A 21,594-nucleotide genomic window follows, 5' to 3' on the forward strand; every position below is an offset into this window, starting at 1 on the left:
GCGTCGCCCTTCGGGCCTGCTCTTGCATCGCGAGTTACAAGCCGCGCCGGGCCGAAGCAAAGTCAAGCCGAAGCCGAAGCTCAAAATCAAAGGCATAGGCATAGGCATAGGCAAAGGCAGAGGCAGAGGCAGAGGCAGAGTCAAGAGGCAAGAGGCAGAGTCAAGAGGCAAGAGGCAGAGTCAAGAGGCAAGAGGCAGAGTCAAGAGGCAAGAGCGAGCCGCGGCATACGCACCGGAATGCCAACCCGACCGGGCTGCCCAAGACCACCATTCAGCCCCCGAGGTTTATTTCACCCTCCCACGCCGCGACAATACCCACCCCGAACCGCCGGTCCGCCAAGGACCCGCGCCGACCCCGTTCCCTTAGACCCAGGAGTCCCCGTGCCCATCGTCCGCATGACCGATCTCGATCTCGCCGGCAAACGCGTGCTGATCCGCGAAGATCTCAACGTCCCCATCGACGACGGCCGCATCACCTCCGAACAGCGCATCAGCGCGGCCCTGCCGACCCTCAAGCTCGCGCTGGAAAAGGGCGCCGCGGTCATGGTCACCTCGCACCTGGGCCGGCCGAAGGAAGGCCAGTGGAGCCAGGCCGATTCGCTCGCGCCGGTCGCCGCGCGCCTGTCCGAACTGCTCGGCATCGAGGTGCCGCTGGTCAAGGATTGGGTCGACGGCGTCGAAGTGCAGCCCGGTCAGCTGGTGCTGCTGGAGAATTGCCGCATGAACGTCGGCGAAGGCACGGACGACGAGGCGCTGTCGAAAAAGTACGCCGCCTTGTGCGACGTGTTCGTCATGGACGCGTTCGGCACCGCGCACCGCGCGCAGGCCTCCACCCACGGCGTGATCCGCCAGGCCAAGGTCGCCGCCGGCGGCCCGCTGCTGATGGCCGAACTCGATGCGCTGGCCAAGGCGCTGGACAACCCGGCGCGTCCGCTGCTCGCGATCGTCGCCGGCTCCAAGGTGTCGACCAAGCTCGAACTGCTGGCGTCGTTGGTGAGCAAGGTCGATCAGCTGATCGTCGGCGGCGGCATCGCCAACACCTTCATCGCCGCGATGGGCCACAGCGTTGGCAAGTCGCTGGTCGAAACCGATCTGATCGACACCGCCAAGAAGATCATGGCCGACGCCAAGGCGCGCGGCGCGGATATTCCGGTGCCGACCGACGTGGTGGTCGCGCCGGCGTTCGCCGCCGATGCGCCGGCCACGGTCAAGGCGGTCGACGCGGTCGGCGCCGACGACATGATCCTCGACATCGGCCCGGACACCGCCGCGCGTTACGCCGAGCTGATCAAGAGCGCGGGCACCGTGGTCTGGAACGGCCCGGTCGGTGTGTTCGAATTCGATGCGTTCGGCAAGGGCACGCAAACCCTGGCGCGCGCGATCGCCGCGTCGAAGGCGTTTTCGATCGCCGGTGGCGGCGACACCCTGGCCGCGGTCGACAAGTACGACATCGCCGACGAGGTCAGCTACATCTCCACCGGCGGCGGCGCCTTCCTCGAATTCCTCGAGGGCAAGGAACTACCCGCCGTGGCCGCGCTCAAGCAGCGCGCGGGCTGAGCCGTGACGGTGAAGACCACGCTGTTCTTCGATCTCGACGGCACCTTGATCGACTCGTCTGTCGGCATCACCCGCTCCATCGCCTATGCGCTCGAACGCCTGGACCACCCGGTGCCCGACGCCGACGCGCTGCGCAGCTGGATCGGGCCGGCGCTGCGCACCAGTTTCCAGCCCTTGCTCGGCGATGCGGACAAGACCGAGCAGGCGGTGGCGTTCTACCTGGAACGCTACGCCCGCGAAGGCTGGACCGAGCATCAGGTTTACGACGGGGTCGCGCAGATGCTCGACGCCGTCCATGCGGCCGGCCACCGGCTGGTGGTGGTGACCGCGAAGAACGAGGACAACGCGCGCAAGATCCTCGACCATCTGCCGTTCGGCGATCGCTTCGAAGACGTGATCGGTTCGACCCAGGACGGCCGTCTGACCCACAAGGTCGATCTGATCGAAGAGGCGATGCGTCGTTTGCAGATGGATGCGGCGCAGTGCCTGATGATCGGCGACCGGCGCATGGACATCGAAGGCGCGATTCGCCATGGCATGCGCAACATCGGCGTGCTGTGGGGTTTCGGCAGCGAAGACGAATTGCGTGAGGCCGGCGCGCACCAACTGGCGGCGATGCCGTCGCAGTTGCCGGTGTTGCTCGCGGCTTGAACGCCGCCTCGGCTTGAAGACCGGGATGTGGATACGAAGGGCGCTCTCGGGCGCCCTTCGTCGTGTTCGCCACCGCCCGCGCCGCGAGGCTCGGTTGTGCGCGCGGATGAGGCGCCGCGGCGCGCAATCCGCGATCTGCGTCACGGACTCGGGTTTTCCCCGTGCGGCCTCGTCCGGGGCGCGCGCAGGCTGCGCTAGTGTCGCTACGCGGCCAAGGAGGCCGCGTTCACACACGGAGTCATGCATGAGCCGTCTGTTAAAGATCAGTCTGTTGGGCCTGATGATCGCGTTCGCTTCGACCAGCGCGGTGTCGGTTCCTAGCTATCCGCCGTTGGCGCCGGGCTACCAGCGCGATTTCTTCGACAACCAGGGGCATCTGGTCGGTCGCTGGGTCAACGATTGCGACAACGTGCATTTCTCGCAATGGGGCGTGCGCACCGACCGCTATACCGATTCGCCGACCGTGTGCCTGTAATCGGCAACACCGGGCACGGCCGCGGGCGCATCGCGTCCGACGGCCGTGCCACCGTCGACGGCGGCATCGCCGTTAGCATGGCCGCCGCGTGAGCAGACCGCGAAATTGTCGAATCAAAAAAAGCCAAAAGCCAACTCAATCACGAATACACAAAGTCGTGACAGGGCTTAACGCGCATTTCATGCCTGCGCATGACAAGTCTGGGATACGGTGCGCGAGCGGCGAATGGGTGCCGCACACTCGGGAGAGATATCGCATGCGTCGTATCGGATTGTTTTCCGCGGTATTCGCGCTGGCGTTGGCCGGCGGCATGTCGTTCAGCGCCATGGCCAACTGGCAGGGCACTTGGTACTACTACAGCGCCGAAGGCGCGCAGATCGGCAAGTGGACCGCGGGCTGCGGCGCGGCCGACGGGCGTTGGGGCGACACCACCCACAGCAACAGCAACAAGCGTTTCGTGCAGGGCTGCGGCACCGACAGCTGAGTCGCGTATCGGCATCCCACGCACTTCGCGCGCGGCCACGACGAGGCCGCGCGTGAGAGACGGTATGCAGCGCAACGACTGATCCGCCGGGCGCGATTGGCATCGCATCCGCGGTGACGATGGCGCCGGCGGCGTGCCGTTCGAAAAGCTCCGTTCGCTCCGGAGCTTTTCGTTTGGGGCTGTCCTAGATAAGGGTTATAGCCCAACCCAGTCCCGCAGCGTGTTGAGCTGCTGACGGGGCGTCCCATAGTTGAAACGGAACTCGCACTCTTTCAGGAACAAGAAGAAATTCTTGCGCGGAATGCCGTTGTACTTGCGCAAGATCCGCTTGGACTGATTCCAGAAGTTCTCGATGCCATTGATGTGGTTCCCACGACGGGTCACGAACTCATGCCGGTGATTCACCCGGCGATGCTTGAAGCCCGACACATCCAGGATGTTGTAGCTGGCCAGGTGATCGGTGTAGACCACCGAATGGGCCAAAACCCGGGTTTTTAAGGCCGTCAGCAAGGTCTGGCTGCGGGTGTCGGCAATCGGCAAGGCATACACCTTGCCGTCGCGCTTGAGGATGCCGAACACGCAGACCTTGCCCGCGGCGCCTCGTCCTCGCTTGCCTTTACGCGCTCCGCCGAAGTAACTCTCGTCGCACTCGAAGACCGCCATTTCCGGCTCGACTTCGGCCATCTGAGCGGCAATGCATTGGCGCAGCTTGTGGAAGTACAGCGCAGCGGAGTTGCGATGAATTCCCACCAGGTCGGCCGCGGTACGGGCGGTCGCTTGGGCCACGAACAACTCGACCAGCCTGAGTTGGTCTTTTTTCCTTATCCGACAGCGACTTATCGCCATTTCTCATCCTAGATCGAATTCTTATCTAGGACAGCCCCTTTCGTTTTCATGCGCCGGCGGTCGATGGCTCGCTGGCCGTCGATGCCGCGCTGGCGCCACGCAAATATCGATGAATTCTTCGGCTGTATTCTTTCGCTTACAGGAGAGACGGGCCATGCGTTATATCGCCATTGCAACCCTGACCGCGGTGCTCGCCGCCGCCGCGACGATCGGCAGCGCCAGCGCCGCGCCGCCGTGGCAGGGATATTCGATCACCTATTTCGATGCGGCCGGCGAAGTGGTCGGCGGCGCCACCGCGAATTGCGGCGGGCAGTATCTGTCGTGGGGCGAGCACACGGAGGTGTTCGAAAAGCGCACCTGGATTTGCGATTGATTCGATTCGATCTCGCCGCATCGAGTCCGCGGGCTCGATGCGGCGAACCGGTCGCGTCGTTGCCGTGATGTCGCGGTCGCGGCTTGCGCCGCTCCTACAGTCGCTGCGTTGTCGCGTTCGCTACCTGTAGGAGCGGCGCAAGCCGCGACCGCGAACCTTCGGCTACGGCGTCACTGCGTCATTGCCCGCATGCTTCGATGCGCGAATGTGGTCAACCTCACCGCCCGCCCCGCCAATCGCTCGCCAGCAACCCCAGCAATTCGCTGTCGGTGACCCGGTCGCCGACGAAGAAACTTTCCCGCTGCCGGCCCTCGGTCACGAACCCGAGGCGATGCAGCAGCGCGCGCGAGGCATGGTTGTCCGGATCGATGCCCGCATCGCAACGATGCAGGCCAAGATCATCGAAGGCCCAGTTCAGCGCCAGGGTGGCGGCTTCGCGCGCGATCCCGCGGCCCCATTGCGACGGATGCAGCGCATAGCCCAGCTCGGCGCGGCGATGGGCGGCGCTGAAGGCGAGCAGGGTGCAACTGCCGATCAGCGCATCGTCGCCGTCGGCGATGATCCAATTGATCAACTGGCGTTCCTTCATGCATTTGTGGATATCGGCGATCAGCGCCTGCGCTTCGGCCACGTCCTGCATCGGCGGGCGGCTCCAGTAACGCATCACCTGCGCGTCGCCGAACAGGGCGAACAAGGCCGGCGCATCGTCGTCGCGCGGGCCGCGCAGGCGCACGCGCGGGCCTTGCAGCAGCGGGAAATCCTCGAGCGCGGCGAGCCGGGCCGCGATCGCTTCACTGGTGGGGGACAGGGTCATGAGAGTCTCGGGCGACGTACTGGGGCGTGTGCTCGGCCGGCGCGGTTCGAAGCGCGCACAAGCTGTGCTAGCTTGGCCGACAGTCCAGAGAGTCTGCCATGTCCATCACCCCACGACGCACCAAGATCCTTGCCACCCTCGGCCCGGCCACCGATCCGCCGGGCGTGCTCGATGCCTTGCTCACGGCCGGCGTCGACGTGGTCCGCCTGAATTTCTCGCACGGCGATCCGTCCTCGCAGGTCGCGCGCGCCAACGCGGTGCGCGAAGCCGCGCTGCGGGTCGGGGTCGAGGTCGGCATCCTCGCCGACCTGCCCGGTCCGAAGATCCGCATCGAACGCTTCGCCGAGGGCAAGGTATTGCTCAAGGCCGGCGACCGCTTCGACCTGATCGCCGCGGAAAACCCGCCGCCGGGCAATCTGCGCGAAGTCGGCGTGAGCTACCTCGGCCTGCCCGGCGACGTCAGCCCCGGCGACGTGCTGCTGCTCGACGATGGCCTGCTGCAACTGCGGGTCGGCGCGATCGACGGCGAACGCATCATCACCACCGTGCTCAACGACGGCACCTTGTCGGACCGCAAGGGGCTCAACAAGCTCGGCGGCGGCCTGTCGCTGGGCGCGTTGACCGAACGCGACAAGGAACTGATCCTGGTTGCGGCCGAATTGAACGCCGATTTCATCGCGGTGTCGTTCTGCCGCAATGCCGAGGACATGAACGAAGCGCGCCGGATCGCCCGCGCCGCCGGCAGCGATGCCGCGCTGGTGTCGAAGATCGAGCGCGCCGAGGCGATCGAGAATCTGTCCGAGATCGTCGAGGCCAGCGACGTGGTCATGGTCGCGCGCGGCGATCTGGGCGTGGAGATCGGCGATGCCGAGCTGCCCGGCCTGCAGAAGAAGATCATCCGCGAATCGCTGCTGCGCAACCGGGTGGTGATCACCGCCACGCAGATGATGCAGTCGATGGTCGACAACCCGATCCCGACCCGCGCCGAAGTGCTCGACGTCGCCAACGCGGTGATCGACGGCACCGACGCGGTGATGCTGTCGCAGGAATCGGCCGCCGGCCGCTATCCGATCAAGGCGGTGGAGGCGATGGCGCGCATCTGCCTGGGCGCCGAGCGCCAGTTCAACCACGACACCGATTTCGAAGCCGCGCCGCGCAACCTCGAACGCGCCGACCAGGCGATCGCGATGGCGGCGATGTTCCTGTCCGAGCACATCGGCGTGCGCGCGATCGTCGCGATGACCGAGTCCGGCGGCACCGCGCGGTTCCTGTCGCGGTTCCGTTCCAACGCGCCGATCTACGCGTTCTCGCGCCACGACGGCGCGCGCCGGCGCATGGCGATGATGCGCGATGTCTATCCGATCGATTTCGACAGCCGCGGCCAGGCCTCGCGCGACGCCGCGCGCAACGTGGTCAAGCAGTTGTTCGATTGCGGCAAGCTGGCCCAGGGCGAGCGGGTGATCTTCACCAGCGGCGACACCATGGAGCAGCACGGCGCGACCAATACCTTGCGTCTGTTGCAGGTGGGCGAGGGTGGCAGTGCCGAGGGTCTGGGCGAGTTGTAAGGCGGCGCGTTGCCTTTTTGAGGCATGTTTGCAGCATGGGAGGTCACGACCTCTCATGCTCTGCGTAAGCCACGAGGTCTCGTGGGAGGGGCTTTCAGCCCCGATGCCTTTCGATCAGGCACTGTGATCTGAAAGAAAAGCATCGGGGCTGAAAGCCCCTCCCACAAAAGACCTCGTGGTGTCCGGTGCAGGGGGGCGCTTGGCTTTAGGATCGCGGCGCCTGATCGAAAGGCTAGCTATAAGCCGCCGCGCCGCCTTTGAGGCATGTTCGCAGCATGCTTGAGTCATGGGAGGTCATCGGCCTCCCGAATTCCGCGTAAGCCACGAAGCCTTTTGTGGGAGGGGCTTCAGCCCCGATGCTTTTCTTTCAGATCGCAGTGCCTGATCGAAAGGCATCGGGACTGAAGCCCCCCCTCCCACGAGACCTCGCGGCATCGGCATCGGCACAGCGGGGCGATTACGCCCCGACGTAACCGCCGCGGAATACCGGCTTCCACTGGCCCGACTTGCGCGTCCATATCTGGTATTCGGTGCCTTCGTACTGGCCGAGCTGGAAAATCAGTTCCGGTTCGCCATCGCCGTCGAGGTCCAGGCGATCGAAGTAGCGATGCGTTTCCACCACATCGCCGCCGGTCAGCTGCACCAGCCGGCCGGCGGTCTTGTAGCCGCCCTTGTCGTCGGATTCCAGGATCAGCAGCGCGTCCACGCTCATTTCAGCGGCGTTCTCGCTCTTGGGCGGCAAATCCCAGATCAGGGTCGCGACATGCACGGTGCCGAGCTTGCCGGCGTCGAAGGCGTGGATCTGCAAACCGCCGCGCTGCTCGTCGCCGGGACGGGCCTTGAGCGCCTTGTCGATCTGGCCGCGATCGATTTTCTCGCGCTGCAGGGCCGCGCGCAGTTCGCTCTCGATGGCCTTGCGCGCGCTCGACGATACCGCCGCATCGGCGCGCGCGGCCTGCGCGGTCGCGGCGAAGTTGGTCGCCAGGCCGGCGACCTCGTCGCTGCGCGCGGTCATCGGCGCGAGTCGCACCTGCGCCTCCAGGTCGGTGCCCGCGCTTTCGCGCTGCTCGATCACCTGCACCACGCCGTCGGCGCCGCCGCGGCGATAGAAATGCAGGCCGCGCCGCGCCGGGTAGTAATTCGCCTCGGCCTGCGTGTCGGTTTCCAGGTAGCGTCCGCCGTCTTCGACCCGCGCGACCGCGACCGCCCAGCCGCGGTCCACTGCGAACAGCAGCTTCGGCTCGCCGCTCAGACGCTCGGCCTTGGGGTTGAGCAACTGGTCGCGGATGAGACCGGCCTGGCGCGCGCCTTCGCCGTCGCCGGCGGCGTAGAACGCGTCGATCAGCATCTGATGGCTGCGCGCCCGATACGGCGCCAGCGCGACCGCGCGTTCGGCCCAGGTCTTGCGCAGATCCGGCCCGGACATCGCATACGCCGAGTCGATCGATTCCAGCGTCGGCGCCTTGGCCTGCAGCAGGTCGGCGCGAATCCAGCCCACCGCCGGCGAATCGCCGTCGGTATGCCCGCGCACCCAGCCGTTGAGTTCGCATTCGATCTCCACCGCCGTGGCGATCGGCACCCGGCTGACCAGGCCCGCTTCGCTGCGCGGCACCGGCCGCATCAGCGCCGCGGTGGCCAGCACATAGCGCGTGCCGGTCTTGGGCGCGGCCTTGCACGAGGCGACGGCGGCTTGGTATTCGGCGTCGATGTCGGCGGCGTGGGCGAAGCCGGTCGCGGCCAGCATCAGCGCCGCGGCCAGCAGGCCACGATGGCGGTGCGAGCGAAGGTTCGTGGTCGACCGGTGAACGTATTGCGGCATGATCGCTGTCCTTTGCGGTGAATGCGGATGCGCAGGCTAGGGCTTGCCGGTGACGCGTGCAATCGCGGCGTGGCGGTCGGTGGTCGCCATGGGTTTGTCGTAGCCGCGGCGTGAGCCGCGATCGCGTCGTCTCGCGTGCGACGCTTGTTGTGTGGCCGTCGATACGTCGACGCGACGATGGGGCGGTCGTCGTATGCGAGGTGACGCGGTCGCGGCTTGCGCCGCTCCTACAGGGCGGCAACGGTGCGTTCGGCGGGACCGGGTCTAAGCCGTGACATCGGTATCGGCCGTCGCGCTGAAAACGGTTACCGCCCAAACTGAGCGCAAGTGCCTGATTCGACAGGCGCGGCTCGGGGGCAAGGTTCACCGGCAGCGGCTATAATCGCGGGCTTCCCACCGCTGCCGCAGGATCTCCATGAGCATCGAACAGCTTGCCGAAACCGCCCTGGCCATGGTCGCCCCGGGCAAGGGCATCATCGCGATCGACGAGTCGACCGCCACCATCGCCAAGCGCTTCGCCGGCGTCGGTATCGAGAACACGGAAGAGAATCGCCGCGCCTACCGCGAGCTGTTGTTGACCACGCCGAAGCTGAGCGACTACATCTCCGGCGCGATCCTGTACGACGAAACCCTGCGCCAGTCGACCAAGGCCGGCGTGCCGTTCGCCAAGCACATGGCCGAGCACGGCATCATCCCGGGCATCAAGGTCGACAAGGGCCCGGCGCCGCTGGCCGGCTTCCCGGGCGAAGTGGTGACCGAGGGCCTCGACGGCCTGCGCGCGCGCCTGGAGGAGTACTACAAGCTCGGCGCCCGCTTCGCCAAGTGGCGCGCGGTCATCAACATCAGCGAAGACATCCCGTCGGGCACCTGCATCGAGGCCAACAGCCACGCGCTCGCGCGCTACGCCGCGCTGTGCCAGGAGCAGGGCCTGGTGCCGATGGTCGAGCCGGAAGTGATCATGGACGGCAGCCACGACATCGACACCTGCTTCGAAGTCACCGAAGTCACCCTGCGTTCGCTGTTCGGTTCGCTGTACGAGCACAGCGTGGTGCTCGAGGGCACGATCCTGAAGGCGTCGATGGTCCTGCCGGGCAGCACCTGCCCCGATCAGGTCGGCGTCGAGGAAGTCGCCGCGGCCACCTTGCAGTGCCTGAAGTCGACCGTGCCGGCGACCCTGCCGGGCATCGTGTTCCTGTCCGGCGGCCAGTCCGACGAAGCCGCGACCGCGCACCTCAACGCGATGAACCAGATGGGCCCGAACCCGTGGCCGCTGTCGTTCTCCTACGGCCGCGCCATGCAGTCGGCGGCGCTGAAGCTGTGGTCGCAGGATCTGGTCGCCAACCTGGCGAAGGCCCAGCAGACCGTGTACGAGCGCGCCAAGGCCAACGGCCAGGCCGCGCTGGGCGAGTGGAAGCCGGCCGCCTGAGTCGCGTTGTCGGTCAGTAGCGAAAAACGCCGGCCCAGTGCCGGCGTTTTTTTGCACGCGCGATGCATTGACGTCGCGGCGCGTGCGGCGCGGTCGCTGCGGAGCGCTAGACTGCGGTAGCGACGGGGGAAACGATCCGATATGCACGAGCGACCATCCGGATTCGAGACAGCTGCGCTCACGCGATCGCGACCGTGGTCGACGTGGGCGCTGCTCGTGGCAGCGACGCTCGCGCTCGCGAGCGGTTGCGCCACGCGCGGCCAGCGTGTCGACGGCATCGGCCTGGACGCGATCGCGGCCGCGCACGCGCAGACCCGGGATTGCCCCTCGCTGCAGGGCCGCTATGCCCTGCCGGGCCGGATCGTCAGCGACCGCGGCGACCGACCGGTGCGCGGCGCCGATCCGTGGCAGATGCTCGACGACTTGTGGCTGGACCGTGTCCCGCAGGCCGATCTAGCGCCGGCCCAGGGACAGATCGAATTGCAGGCCGACGCCGACGGGCTGTGGCTGAGCCATCGGCCGGCCGCCGCCGCGCCGGCGCGCGAGCGCGTGCGCCTGGACGCGCCGCCGGCGCAGGCCATGCAGGGGCGTAACGGTCCAGCCGACTACGCAGTGGGCTGCGTCGACGGCCGGCTGTTCCTGAGCCGGGTGCTGGTATGGACCCAGATGGGCGAGGTCGCGCACTACGATCATGTGATCGTGGCGCTGCGAATCGAGGGCGGCGATCTGGTGATGAGCCAATGGCAGCGCCGGATCAGCAAGGGCGGATTGCTGTTCAGCACCACCCGTCGTCACCAGGGCGAACGTCGCCTGCGTTTCGCCCCGGCTGACGCCATGTAGTCAGCCTGTCGCGCGCATGCTTGAGCAGCGGCTCGATGCCTGCGACGAAGGCCCTGATCCGACGCGGACCAGGATTTCATCGTGCGGCCGCGGGGCGCAGCCGCGGGTTTCTCCAGTGCGATTCGATGCGTTCTCGCGCCGGGGCTTTTGCTGCAAGATTCGATCCGGACGGCATTCGGGCCGTCGGCTTTCACTGACCGCAGGGGCATTCGATGGAAACCCAATGGCTGGCGTTCGCGTTCGCGGCGTTGATGGTCACGCTCGCGCCCGGGCCCGACACCTTCCTGGTGATCGGCAACGCGCTCAGCGGCGGCGTGCGGCGCGGCCTGGCGACCGTCGCCGGCATTCTCACCGGCGGCCTGTTCCATGTCGCCTTGTTCGCGTTCGGCGTGGCGCGGCTGCTGATGTATTCCGAACGCGCGTTCTGGACGATCAAGATGCTCGGCGCCGGCTACCTGGCCTGGCTCGGGGTCAAGGCGCTGCGTTCGGCGTTCGCCGCGCACGTGCAGGCCGACCCGGCCGCTTCGATCGAAGCCTCGGCGCAGCCGTCGTTGTGGCGCAGCTATGCGCAGGGCGTGCTGACCAACGCGCTCAATCCCAAGATCGCGATCTTCTACCTGGCGTTCCTGCCGCAGTTCCTCGCGCCCGGCCCGGACATGGCGATGCAGTCGATCGCGATGATCGCGATGCACTATGCGATCGGCACCTTGTGGCTGAGCCTGCTGGTGATCGGCGCCTCGCGCATGGCCGGCGCGGTGCGCAGCACGCGGGTGGCGCGCACGCTCGACGGGGTGATCGGCGCGATGATGCTGGGCTTCGGCGCGAAGCTGGCGTGGTCGTCGCGCTGAACGGCGGCGCGGCGCGCGCCTGTTAGGCTGGGCGCAGTCCGCACCCAGGTCGGCCTTCATGTCGAATCCCGCAACGCCGTTCATTCCGCCGCAGGTGGCGACCCTGCTCGCCGGCAATCGCAAGATCGAGGCGATCAAGCTGGTGCTCGACAGCAATCCCGGTTTGGGGCTGCGCGCGGCCAAGGACGCGGTCGAGGAGTACCAGCGCAACGGGCAGTCGGCGGCGGTCGCAGCGAGCGCGCGCGGCGCGGCGGCGCAGTCCTCCGGAGCGGGACAGGTCGGCGATTTTCCCCTCGCCGCCCGTCAGGCCATCGCCGAAGGCAATCGGATCGTGGCGATCAAGATCGTGCGCGAGGCCTATGGGCTGGACCTGCGTTCGGCGATGCAGCGGGTCGATGCCTACGACCAAGCGCGCGAATCCCCAACCGACGATGACGAGGCGCCAAGCGGTGGCGACGGCGCCACGGGCAATCTGCCGGCCGAGGTGGTGGCGTTGATTCTCGGCGGCGATCGCGGCCGCGCTGCGCAGTTGCTGGAGGCCAAGTACGCTTACTCGACGCGCGATGCCATGACCGGCGTTGTCGCCTACGAACTCTCGCGCAAACGTCGCGGCTTCGGCGCGGCCGGCGGCGATACGGTGCGCAGCGGCGACAACAACGGCAAGATGCTGGTGATCGCCGCGCTCGTCGCGATCGCGGCGGTGGCGGCGTGGTACTTCATCGCCGGCTGATCGCCGCATGCCGCTGGCGGGCATAACGAACCCATCGAATCGAAGGAACGACCATGAGTGCGCAGCACTTCGCGATTTACTTCAGCGACCCGGCCTTCGGCCTGGCCGATGCCGGACACGCCTTGGACGAGATCGGTGTCGATGTGACGCGTGACGGCGACCTCCTGCGACTGTCCGGCGAGGACCTGCCGCGTTTCGCGGTGCGCTTGCTCGCGGGCGATTCGATCGCGGCGCGGGCGCGGCAGCTGGCCGCCGGGGCGGGTCCCGCGTCCGCCGAAGGCGAAGCGCTGTCGCGTTGCGACCGCTGTTTCTTCGTGGACATCGAGGATTTCGACGAGGCGCTGGATGAAATCAATACGATGATGGAAGTGCAGGCGGCGTTGCAGGATGCGACCGGTGGGGTGCTGCTGCTGTCGTGGAACGGGCACTTGTCCTTGCCTTACGCGGGTTGAGTGTCGTGCGCCTTGGCTGCGTCATTGCGGTTACGGCGTAAATGAGAATTCGCGGTCGCAGCTCGCGCAGCTCCTACAGGGAGCGACTGTAGGAACTGCGCGAGCTGCGACCGCTAGAATGGAACTGCCGCGCAGCTTTCGGGTAATCCGAAGTGCGTCAGCGATTCAGCCCAACGTCGCCAGCCACTCTTCATCGCTGCCTTCGTTGACGCCCTCGAACAGGAACGTACTCAGATAACGCTCGCCGGTATCGGGCAGCATCGCCAGGATCACCGCGCCGGGTTCGGCCTGGGCCGCGACCTGCAGCGCCGCGGCCATGGTCGCGCCGGCGGAAATGCCGACGAACAGGCCTTCTTCGGCCGCCAGCCGACGCGCGGTGTCGCGCGCGAGCACGTCGTCGACCGGCACGATCGCATGCGCGGCGCCGCGGTCGAGCACGGCCGGGACGAAATCCGGGGTCCAGCCCTGGATCTTGTGCGGCTGCCAGTCCTTGCCGCCCAGCAGCGAAGCGCCGGCCGGTTCGCTGGCAGTCACGCGCACCTCGGGCCGCGCCACGCGCAGCACGTCGGCGACCCCGGTCAGGGTGCCGCCGGTGCCCCAGCCGGTGACGAAATGATCGAGCCGGCGGCCGGCGAAGTCCTGCACGATTTCGGCCGCGGTGGTGCTGCGGTGATAGGCCGGATTGGCCGGGTTCTCGAACTGGCGGGCAAGGAACCAGCCGTGCTTGGCCGCCAGTTCCGCCGCCTTGCGCACCATGCCGCTGCCGCGCTCGGCGGCCGGGGTCAGGATCACCTTGGCGCCGTAGGCGCGCATCAGCTTGCGGCGTTCGATCGAGAAGGTCTCGCTCATCGTCGCCACGAACTTGTAGCCGCGCGCCGCGCAGACCATCGCCAGGGCCACGCCGGTGTTGCCCGAAGTCGCCTCGATCACGGTGTCGCCGGGCTTGAGCTGGCCGCGCGCCTCGGCGTCGAGAATGATCGCCAGCGCGAGCCGGTCCTTGACCGAACCGCCAGGATTGAACGCTTCGACTTTCGCGTACACGGTCGCGTGCTCGGGCGCCAGGCGATGCAGGCGCACGATCGGGGTGCGGCCGATGGTGTCGAGAATGCTGTCGTGGATCATGGACGCGGGCTCCTTGGGGGGACGCCCGGAGTATGAACCGCGACGCCCGCCGGCGGCGTCGTGGCCGTGGTTGCAATGCCGCAACCTGCCAAGGTGAGCGCAATGTCAGCGCGCTGTCAGCGCAGTGTCAGCAAGGGTGATGCATCTGTACGGCTCCCTCGGCACGCATACATTCCGGGTACGACTTTGCGTATACGGTGGTCAACCAATGGCCCACGCGAGCGTTGACCTCAGACCGCTAGACTCACGCCGGTTTCGGAACCGCCCAGGGGTTGGGGCCGCGTCTTCGTCCACCGCCGTGCCAGCGTCGTTCGCGCGAATCGCCTGGTCGGTCCGTACCGTCCGCCCGATATCAGCCGCTTGATCCGCGCCACCGCCCTCACGGGTCCCCGTTCAGAGAACCGCATGCGACCACGTTCCGGATTGAGCACCTGCTGCGCCCTTGCCTTCGTCGTCGCCTTGGCCGCCTGCGGCAAGGGCGGCAAAGCGCAAGGCGGTCCGGGAGGTTCGGGCGCGGGTCAGGGCGATCGACCCACCCCGGTCACCGCCGAACAGGTCCATCTGCGGCCCTGGAACGACACCGTCCAGGCGCTCGGCAACGTCAAGGCGCGCGAGTCGATCACCGTCTCGGCCAAGGTCAGCGAGATCGTCCAGGCGGTGCATTTCGACAGCGGCGACCACGTCGCCGCCGGCGCCTCGCTGATCACCCTCAGCGGCAAGGCCCAGCTCGCCGCGCTGGCCCAGGCCGAGGCCACCGCCAAGGAGGCCGAGCAGTTGCTCAAGCGCCAGACCGAACTGGCCGCGCAGCAGCTGATCGCGCGTTCCGCGCTCGACACCCAGCGCGCCACCCGCGACGCGACCCGCGCGCGGGTCGAACAGATGAAGGCCGACATCGGCGATCGCGAGATCCGCGCGCCGTTCGCCGGCGTGCTCGGCATCCGCCAGGTCAGCCCGGGCTCGCTGATCACCCCGGGCACGCCGATCGCCACGCTCGACGACACGCAGCGCGTCTACATCGATTTCCCGGTGCCCGAGACCCTGCTCGCGCGCGTGGCCAAGGGCCAGAGCGTCACCGGCACCAGCGCGGCCTATGCGGGCAAGCGTTTCGAAGGGCAGGTCAGCACGGTCGATGCGCGCGTCGATCCGGCCACCCGCGCGGTCACCGTGCGCGCCGATTTCCCCAATCCCGATCACCTGCTGCGCCCGGGCATGCTGGTCCAGGTGACCTTGCTGCAACCGCAGCGGCAGGCGCTGCTGATTCCGGAAATCTCGGTGGTGCAGGTCGGTACCGATTCCTACGTGTTCCGGGTCAAGCCGGACAACACGGTCGAGCGCGCCGATGTTGAAGTCGGCACGCGGCGGGAGGGGCTGGCGGAAATCGTCGAGGGCTTGAAGGTCGGCGATCGGGTCGTGGTCGACGGCACCGGCAAGTTGCGGGTCGGCGGCAAGGTGCAGGTGACTGCGGCGGCGGTGGTGCCCGCGCCCGCGCAGACGCGCGAGGCCGATGCGACCGCGCCGGTGCCGGCGATGCAAGCGCCGGCTGGCAATGGGCCTGCGCAAGCGCCGGCTGTCGATGCACCGACGCAGAAGAACGCCGGAGCCGGCAAGGGCAATGCCAATGGCTGAGTCCCAGGGTTTCTTCGAGCGATTGCGCTCCCTCATTTCGTCATTCCCGCGAACGCGGGCTCTGCTTTCACTCGGCGGAAGCCGAGCATCCAGCGACTTTGACGAGGCACTCTCCAGCCGTCATTCCCGCGAAGGCGGGAATCCAGAGACTTCGAACGTTCTCGCACGAAACGCCCTGGATGCTCGGCTTCCGCCGAGTGAAAGCAGAGCCCGCCTTCGCGGGAATGACGAGCAAGAGCAAAAGCGAGAGCAGCAAAAGCAACAAGCCACCCCCGTCTACATCGCCGCCAAACGCGGCGTACCCAAACGCCGCAACGGCGCCGGTGACGGCCGATGATGCTCTCCGACGTCTCCATCCGCCGTCCGGTGTTCGCCACCGTGATGAGCCTGCTGCTGATCACCCTGGGCGTCATGGCGTTCTCGCGCCTGACCTTGCGCGAACTGCCGGCGATCGATCCGCCGGTGGTCTCGGTCGACGTGTCCTATCCCGGCGCCTCGGCGGCGGTGGTGGAAACCCGCATCACCCAGGTGCTCGAAGACGCGCTCGCCGGCATCGAAGGCATCGAGAGCATCGAGTCGCGCAGCGTCAACGGCCGCGCCTCGATCAGCATCGAGTTCACCCTGCAGCGCGAAATCGAAGCGGCCGCCAACGACGTGCGCGACGCGGTCAGCCGAGTGTCCAACCGCATGCCCGACGAAGCCGATCCGCCGCAGATCGAGAAAGTCGAAAGCGACGCCGACCCCATCTTGTGGCTCAACATGAGCTCCAAGCAGATGGACACGCTGCAGCTGTCCGACTACGCCGAACGCTACATCGTCGATCGGTTGTCATCGGTCGACGGCGTCGCCCAGGTGCGCATCGGCGGCCAGCAGCGCTACGCGATGCGGATCTGGCTCGACCAGGACGCGCTGGCCGCGCGCGACATCACCGTCAACGAAGTCGAAGCCGCGCTCGGCGCGGAGAACGTCGAACTGCCGGCCGGACGGATCGAATCGGAATCGCGCGACTTCACCCTGCGGGTGGCGCGCAGCTACCAAAAGCCCGCCGACTTCGCCCAGATCCCGCTCAAGAAGGGCGCCGACGGCTATGTCGTGCGCCTGGGCGACGTGGCCAAGATCCAGCTCGACTCGGCCGAACGCCGCGCCTATTACCGCAGCAACGGCGAGCAGAACATCGGCCTGGGCATCGTCAAGACCTCGACCGCGAACAGCCTCGACGTGGCCCGCGCGGTGCGCGAAGCGGCCGACCAGATCCGTCCGGGCCTGCCCCAGGGCACCGACATCTTCGTCGCCTTCGACACCACCGTGTTCATCGAATCGGCGGTCGAGCGCGTGTACCACACGCTGGTCGAGGCGATCGTGCTGGTGCTGATCGTGATCTGGCTGTTCCTCGGCAGTTTCCGCGCCGCGCTGATCCCGGCGGTGACGGTGCCGGTGTGTCTGATCGCCGCGTTCATTCCGCTGTACATGTTCGACTTCTCGATCAACCTGCTGACCTTGCTTGCTCTGGTGCTGTGCATCGGCTTGGTGGTCGACGACGCGATCGTGGTGATGGAGAACATCCAGCGCCGCGCCGACTTGGGCGAACCGAGCCTGGTCGCGGCCGCGCGCGGCACCAAGCAGGTCGCGTTCGCGGTGATCGCGACCACCGCGGTGTTGGTCGCGGTGTTCCTGCCGGTCGGCTTCATGGAAGGCAACACCGGACGATTGTTCCGCGAGTTGTCGGTGGCGCTGGCCGGCGCGGTCGCGTTGTCGGCGTTCGTCGCGTTGACCCTGACGCCGATGATGTCGTCCAAGTTCGTGCGTCCGCACAACGAGGAGAAGTCCAACTTCGTCAATCGCTGGATGAACGCGCGCCTGGACGGCGTGAGTCGGCGCTACAAGGGCCTGCTCGATCACACCGTCGAGCGGCCGTGGCTGTTCGGCATCCTGATGCTGATCGCGATGGCGTTGAGCTTCGTGCTGTTCAAGTTCGTGCCGTCGGAACTGGCGCCGCAGGAAGACCGCGGCTCGTTCCAGATCTCGATCCTCGGCCCGGAAGGCGCCGGTTACGACTACACGGTCAAGCAGGTGCAGCAGGTCGAGAAGATCATCGCCGCGCACACCGGCCCGGACAAGACCATCCAGCGCTACAACCCGCGCGTGCCCGGCGGTTTCGGCGCCAGCGAGGAAATGCATACCGGCCGCATCGCGGTGTTCCTGCAGGATTGGGACAAGCGCGAGGTCAGCACCGCCGATGTCGCCGACGGTCTGCGCGGCGAGCTGAGCCAGCTCACCGGCGTGCGCGCGTTGCCGCAGGTCGGCGGCGGTCTGGTCCGCACCCGCGGCCAGCCGATCCAGATCGTGCTCGGCGGCCCGGAATACGTCGAACTGGCGCAGTGGCGCGACCGTTTGCTGGCGCGCATCGAGCAGAACAAGGGCCTGTTCTCGGCCGACTCGGACTACAAGGAAACCCGGCCGCAGATGCGCGTGGAGATCGATCGCCAGCGCGCGGCCGATCTGGGCGTGAGCGTCACCGATATCGGTCACGCGCTGGAAACCATGATGGGCTCGCGCCGCGTCACCACCTTCGTGCAGAACGGCGAGGAGTACGACGTGATCGTGCAGGCCAATCGCGATCTGCGCACCTCGCCGGCGGACCTGTCGGCGATCCAGGTGCGCGCGCGCGACGGCGGCCTGATCCCGCTGTCGAACCTGGTCACCCTCAACGAACTGGCCGAGCCCGGCAGCCTCAACCGCTTCAACCGCCTGCGCGCGATCACCATCAGCGCCGGCCTCGCGCCGGGTTACACCATGGGCGAGGCGGTTGCGTGGTTGAATCAGGTCGTCGCCGAGGAACTGCCCGATCAGGCGCAGATCGACTGGAAGGGCGAATCGCGCGAATACCAGAAGGCCGGCGGCGCGGTGCTGATGACCTTCACCCTGGCGCTGCTGGTGGTGTACCTGGTGCTGGCGGCGCAGTTCGAAAGCTTCATCCACCCGTTCGTGATCATGCTGACCGTGCCGCTGGGCGTGCTCGGCGCCTTGATCGGGCTATGGATGACCGGCGGAACGCTCAACCTGTTCAGTCAGATCGGCATCGTCATGCTGGTCGGCCTGGCGGCGAAGAACGGCATCTTGATCGTCGAATTCGCCAATCAGCTGCGCGATGAGGGACGAAGTATCCACGAGGCCATCGTCGAGTCCTCGGCGGTGCGTCTGCGCCCGATCCTGATGACCTCGATCGCGACCGTGGTCGGCGCGGTGCCGCTGGTGCTCGCCGGCGGCCCGGGTTCGGCCAGCCGCGCCACGATCGGCATCGTGGTGATCTTCGGCGTGTCGTTCTCGACCCTGCTGTCGCTGTTCATCGTGCCGGCGTTCTACGTGCTGCTGGCGCGCTTCACCAAGTCGCCCGAAGCGGTCGCGCACGAACTCGACAAGTTGGAGAAGGAAACGCCGCAGGTGGACGGGCACGCTTGATAGCGGTCGTGTCCCAAGCGGTCCGTGTGGGTATCCCCCTGTAGGAGCGGCGCGAGCCGCGACCGCGACATCCATTGACGACGTAAACCGGATGTCGCGGTCGCGGCTCGCGCCGCTCCTACAGGGCGCTCACGTGCTTTCGTGGCGCTTGGCGCATCGCGATTCAGCTCGCCTGACGCTACATTGCCCTTCGTTCGCAGCTCGCGGGAGACGGGCGCCCCCGTCAGACCGATTCGATGACGCGTCCGCACTCGTACTCGCGCATCCGCGCCAGGATCCGCAGCGCCTCGGCTTTGCCCGCCAGTGGCGCCGGCCACTGCAGGCTCAGGCTGTCGCCGAATTCCAGGTCCCCGAGCCCGGCGGCGTTGAACACGACCTCGACCGATCGCTCGCCGACCGCGATGCGTTCGGCGCCGCCGTAGCCACCGCGGCTCTGGTCGTCGCGCTCCAGGTAGATCGCACCCATGCCGCCATCGCGATCCTGCGGCTCGATCTCGCACGAGCAGACGATATGCAGCACGTCCAAGGGGTTGTCTTCCGAGGCGAAGCCCAGGGTGACCCAGAGGTACTCGCCGTCTTCCTCGCCCGAATGGGCTTCCTCGATCCGATAGGTCTTCATGTTTTCATCTTGAACATCTTGCCGTCGCTCGCGCCGCCCCTTCCTCTCGGCCGCCTCGCCCGAACGGCCGTTCCTCGACCCGCCGATAGGGCTTCTTCATAATCGGCCGCATTCACCTTGCACACCGCCTTGCCCGTCCGCACGCGCCACATCCGCGCGAGGGCATTCACAGCCGCCAGGGAGGCCGGGCGACGGCGCCCCTCGCGATACAGCCGCAGCTTGATCTCTCGTGAACAATCTCGGGCCCATCTCATTCAGTCGTACTCGTGATAGGTGCGTATTCGCCGAACGCCATCCGTGCTCGGATCGCCGGGCAACTCCGGTGTACCCAGCAGCCTCGCGAGTCGTTCGCTGAACCAGCGTTCCTCATAGCCCGCCTGCTCCCTGGCGCCGTCGAAAAAGCGGCGTAAGCCATCGCGGACTGTCTTGCGCGGGCCGCTTTTGCATCGGACCGCGATCACGATCATGTCCTGCTGATCGTAAAGGTCTCGAAAGGCGTCCAGTACCAGCAGATCGCCGTTCGCGAGCCGCGAGCGATGGATATGGATGTGGCCGCTCTCGCGGGGGCCGTCGAGGTAATCGTCGTAATGCCTGATCCAGTCGGGCGCGATGCCGATGGCGTCGCAGACCGCCTGCAGATGCAGGTTCGGCCCGGCAGGCCGATCATCGTCCAAGGGGTTGGCCCAGCGGATGACATCGGTGATGGAAACGTCCAGACAGAATTCCCGCGAGCGGGTCTCGAATCCGTCGTCGTCCTGCGCAGGGTTCATGGGCCGGCTCCATAGGGGCGAGCGGATCATAGTCGAGCGCGAGACCTGGCGGGGAGCGCCGCGGCATACGCGGCGTTTTGCGCCGCGCCCGGTCCGTATTAGGCTTGGCGGATGAGCAGCCTTCCCCCAACGCCGCGGCCGCCGCGAGGCGACGGTTTCGTGCTGCGCCCGTGGCGCCTGGACGACCTCGACAGCCTGGTTCTGCACGCCAACGACGAGCAAGTGTCGCGCGGCCTGGCCGATCGTTTTCCCCATCCCTACACCCGCGAGGACGGCGAGCGGTTCCTGTCCGGCGGCGTGATCGACATGGCCGAGCCGGTGTTCGCGATCGAGGTCGACGGCCGCGCCTGCGGCGGGATCGGCGCGCATCCGGGCAAGGGCGAACGCGCGCATTCGGCCGAGTTCGGTTATTGGCTCGGGCGTTCGCTGTGGGGCGCGGGCCTGATGACGCGCGTGGTCGCGGCGTTCGCGCCGTGGGCGATGAACGAACTGGCGCTGTACCGGTTATATGCGACCGTGTTCGATCACAATCCCGGTTCGGCACGTGTGCTGCAGAAGAACGATTTCACCGAAGAAGGCGCGCAACGTTGCGCGGTGGTCAAGCGCGGGCAACTGCACGACCTGCGGGTGTTCGCGAAAGTACGAAGGAGTTTGAACGATGCAACGTGACGATCCGCCGCGCGGTCCGCGCAAGCCTTACAGCGGCCAGGGCCCGCGCAAAGACACCGGTGCCGGTACGGGCCAGGGCGCAGGGCAGGGTGCGGGCCAAGGTGCGGGCCAAGGCCCGTGGCGCAGCGGTCCGCGCCGCGACGACGGGCAACGGCCGCCGCGTCAGGGCGCCGCGCCGCCGCGCGCGCGCCGACGCGTCCGGCCCGTACCGCGCCGCGCCGCGTCCGCCGGCCGGCGACAGCCCGTATCGCAACAGCGGCGAGCGTCGCGTGCGCGAGCCCGCGGCCGTGGACCCGGCGGCGCCGCCGCACCGCAGCGGCCACGCCCATCCGCACGATCGCTCCGAACGCCGCGACCAGCGCAATCGCCACGGCGACGACGCCCGCGAGTTGCACGCGCGCGAACGCAGCGAACGCCATGCGCGCGCCGAGCGGCCGTATCGCGAACGC

Annotated in this window: 20 protein-coding genes; 14 read left to right on the forward strand and 6 right to left on the reverse strand. The window is 67.3% G+C overall.

Annotated elements, in window-relative coordinates; all coding sequences use genetic code 11:
- Positions 1 to 381: 381 nt before the first annotated feature.
- The 4 genes from KME82_RS04875 to KME82_RS04890 all read left to right on the forward strand — a co-directional run bounded on the left by KME82_RS04875 (position 382) and on the right by KME82_RS04890 (position 3,167).
- Positions 382 to 1,557 (forward strand): phosphoglycerate kinase, encoded by a 1,176-nt coding sequence (locus tag KME82_RS04875; RefSeq protein WP_215497521.1) that lies wholly within the window; start codon positions 382 to 384, stop codon positions 1,555 to 1,557.
- A 3-nt stretch (positions 1,558 to 1,560) separates the two neighbouring features.
- Positions 1,561 to 2,208: an HAD hydrolase-like protein gene (locus KME82_RS04880; RefSeq protein WP_215497522.1), complete on the forward strand. Its 648-nt coding sequence runs from the start codon at positions 1,561 to 1,563 to the stop codon at positions 2,206 to 2,208.
- Positions 2,209 to 2,452: 244 nt separating this feature from the next.
- Positions 2,453 to 2,683: a DUF6289 family protein gene (locus KME82_RS04885; protein ID WP_215497523.1), complete on the forward strand. Its 231-nt coding sequence runs from the start codon at positions 2,453 to 2,455 to the stop codon at positions 2,681 to 2,683.
- A 256-nt stretch (positions 2,684 to 2,939) separates the two neighbouring features.
- On the forward strand, positions 2,940 to 3,167 hold the full coding sequence (locus KME82_RS04890) for a DUF6289 family protein (RefSeq protein ID WP_215497524.1): 228 nt from the start codon (positions 2,940 to 2,942) through the stop codon (positions 3,165 to 3,167).
- Positions 3,168 to 3,362: 195 nt separating this feature from the next.
- Here KME82_RS04890 and KME82_RS04895 read toward each other — a convergent pair whose 3' ends face one another.
- Positions 3,363 to 4,013: an IS1595 family transposase gene (locus KME82_RS04895; RefSeq protein ID WP_215497525.1), complete on the reverse strand. Its 651-nt coding sequence runs from the start codon at positions 4,011 to 4,013 to the stop codon at positions 3,363 to 3,365.
- Positions 4,014 to 4,167: 154 nt separating this feature from the next.
- Here KME82_RS04895 and KME82_RS04900 point away from each other — a divergent pair, with 154 nt between their 5' ends.
- Positions 4,168 to 4,386, forward strand: coding sequence for a DUF6289 family protein (locus KME82_RS04900; RefSeq protein ID WP_215497526.1), 219 nt, complete (start codon positions 4,168 to 4,170; stop codon positions 4,384 to 4,386).
- 217 nt (positions 4,387 to 4,603) lie between these two features.
- Here KME82_RS04900 and KME82_RS04905 read toward each other — a convergent pair whose 3' ends face one another.
- A complete protein-coding gene (locus KME82_RS04905) occupies positions 4,604 to 5,200 on the reverse strand; it encodes a GNAT family N-acetyltransferase (protein ID WP_215497527.1) in 597 nt (198 codons plus the stop codon).
- A gap of 98 nt (positions 5,201 to 5,298) precedes the next feature.
- Between KME82_RS04905 and pyk the strand changes: the two genes are divergently transcribed.
- A complete protein-coding gene (pyk, locus tag KME82_RS04910) occupies positions 5,299 to 6,765 on the forward strand; it encodes a pyruvate kinase (RefSeq protein WP_215497528.1) in 1,467 nt (488 codons plus the stop codon).
- 457 nt (positions 6,766 to 7,222) lie between these two features.
- Here pyk and KME82_RS04915 read toward each other — a convergent pair whose 3' ends face one another.
- Complete coding sequence (locus KME82_RS04915; RefSeq protein WP_215497529.1) at positions 7,223 to 8,584, reverse strand: hypothetical protein; 1,362 nt, start codon at positions 8,582 to 8,584, stop codon at positions 7,223 to 7,225.
- Between the two features lie 415 nt (positions 8,585 to 8,999).
- Between KME82_RS04915 and KME82_RS04920 the strand changes: the two genes are divergently transcribed.
- The 5 genes from KME82_RS04920 (at position 9,000) to KME82_RS04940 (ending at position 12,880) form a co-directional block, all read left to right on the forward strand.
- Entirely contained in the window at positions 9,000 to 10,010 is a 1,011-nt protein-coding gene (locus KME82_RS04920; protein ID WP_056107388.1) for a class I fructose-bisphosphate aldolase, read from the forward strand.
- Between the two features lie 216 nt (positions 10,011 to 10,226).
- Entirely contained in the window at positions 10,227 to 10,850 is a 624-nt protein-coding gene (locus KME82_RS04925; protein WP_215497530.1) for a hypothetical protein, read from the forward strand.
- 212 nt (positions 10,851 to 11,062) lie between these two features.
- Complete coding sequence (locus tag KME82_RS04930) at positions 11,063 to 11,698, forward strand: LysE family translocator (protein WP_215497531.1); 636 nt, start codon at positions 11,063 to 11,065, stop codon at positions 11,696 to 11,698.
- Between the two features lie 58 nt (positions 11,699 to 11,756).
- The gene (locus tag KME82_RS04935) at positions 11,757 to 12,428 is read left to right on the forward strand and encodes a hypothetical protein (protein ID WP_215497532.1); all 672 of its coding nucleotides are present in this window, start codon (positions 11,757 to 11,759) and stop codon (positions 12,426 to 12,428) included.
- Positions 12,429 to 12,550: 122 nt separating this feature from the next.
- A complete protein-coding gene (locus KME82_RS04940; protein ID WP_215497533.1) occupies positions 12,551 to 12,880 on the forward strand; it encodes a hypothetical protein in 330 nt (109 codons plus the stop codon).
- Between the two features lie 165 nt (positions 12,881 to 13,045).
- Here KME82_RS04940 and cysK read toward each other — a convergent pair whose 3' ends face one another.
- Positions 13,046 to 14,002, reverse strand: a complete 957-nt coding sequence (gene cysK / locus KME82_RS04945) for a cysteine synthase A (protein WP_215497534.1) — start codon at positions 14,000 to 14,002, stop codon at positions 13,046 to 13,048.
- A gap of 405 nt (positions 14,003 to 14,407) precedes the next feature.
- On the opposite strand from cysK, the gene KME82_RS04950 reads away from it, so the two are divergent.
- A complete protein-coding gene (locus KME82_RS04950) occupies positions 14,408 to 15,628 on the forward strand; it encodes an efflux RND transporter periplasmic adaptor subunit (RefSeq protein WP_215497535.1) in 1,221 nt (406 codons plus the stop codon).
- Positions 15,629 to 15,961: 333 nt separating this feature from the next.
- Entirely contained in the window at positions 15,962 to 19,087 is a 3,126-nt protein-coding gene (locus tag KME82_RS04955) for an efflux RND transporter permease subunit (RefSeq protein WP_215497536.1), read from the forward strand.
- A gap of 223 nt (positions 19,088 to 19,310) precedes the next feature.
- Here the strand turns inward: KME82_RS04955 and KME82_RS04960 are convergent, their stop codons facing one another.
- Positions 19,311 to 19,706: an Imm10 family immunity protein gene (locus KME82_RS04960; protein ID WP_215497537.1), complete on the reverse strand. Its 396-nt coding sequence runs from the start codon at positions 19,704 to 19,706 to the stop codon at positions 19,311 to 19,313.
- A 254-nt stretch (positions 19,707 to 19,960) separates the two neighbouring features.
- Positions 19,961 to 20,476, reverse strand: coding sequence for a hypothetical protein (locus tag KME82_RS04965; RefSeq protein ID WP_096413400.1), 516 nt, complete (start codon positions 20,474 to 20,476; stop codon positions 19,961 to 19,963).
- Between the two features lie 111 nt (positions 20,477 to 20,587).
- Here KME82_RS04965 and KME82_RS04970 point away from each other — a divergent pair, with 111 nt between their 5' ends.
- Entirely contained in the window at positions 20,588 to 21,145 is a 558-nt protein-coding gene (locus KME82_RS04970; RefSeq protein WP_215497538.1) for a GNAT family N-acetyltransferase, read from the forward strand.
- Positions 21,146 to 21,594 lie beyond the last annotated feature (449 nt).

It is taken from the genome of Lysobacter capsici, from assembly GCF_018732085.1.
In the GTDB taxonomy this organism is placed as follows: domain Bacteria; phylum Pseudomonadota; class Gammaproteobacteria; order Xanthomonadales; family Xanthomonadaceae; genus Lysobacter; species Lysobacter capsici_A.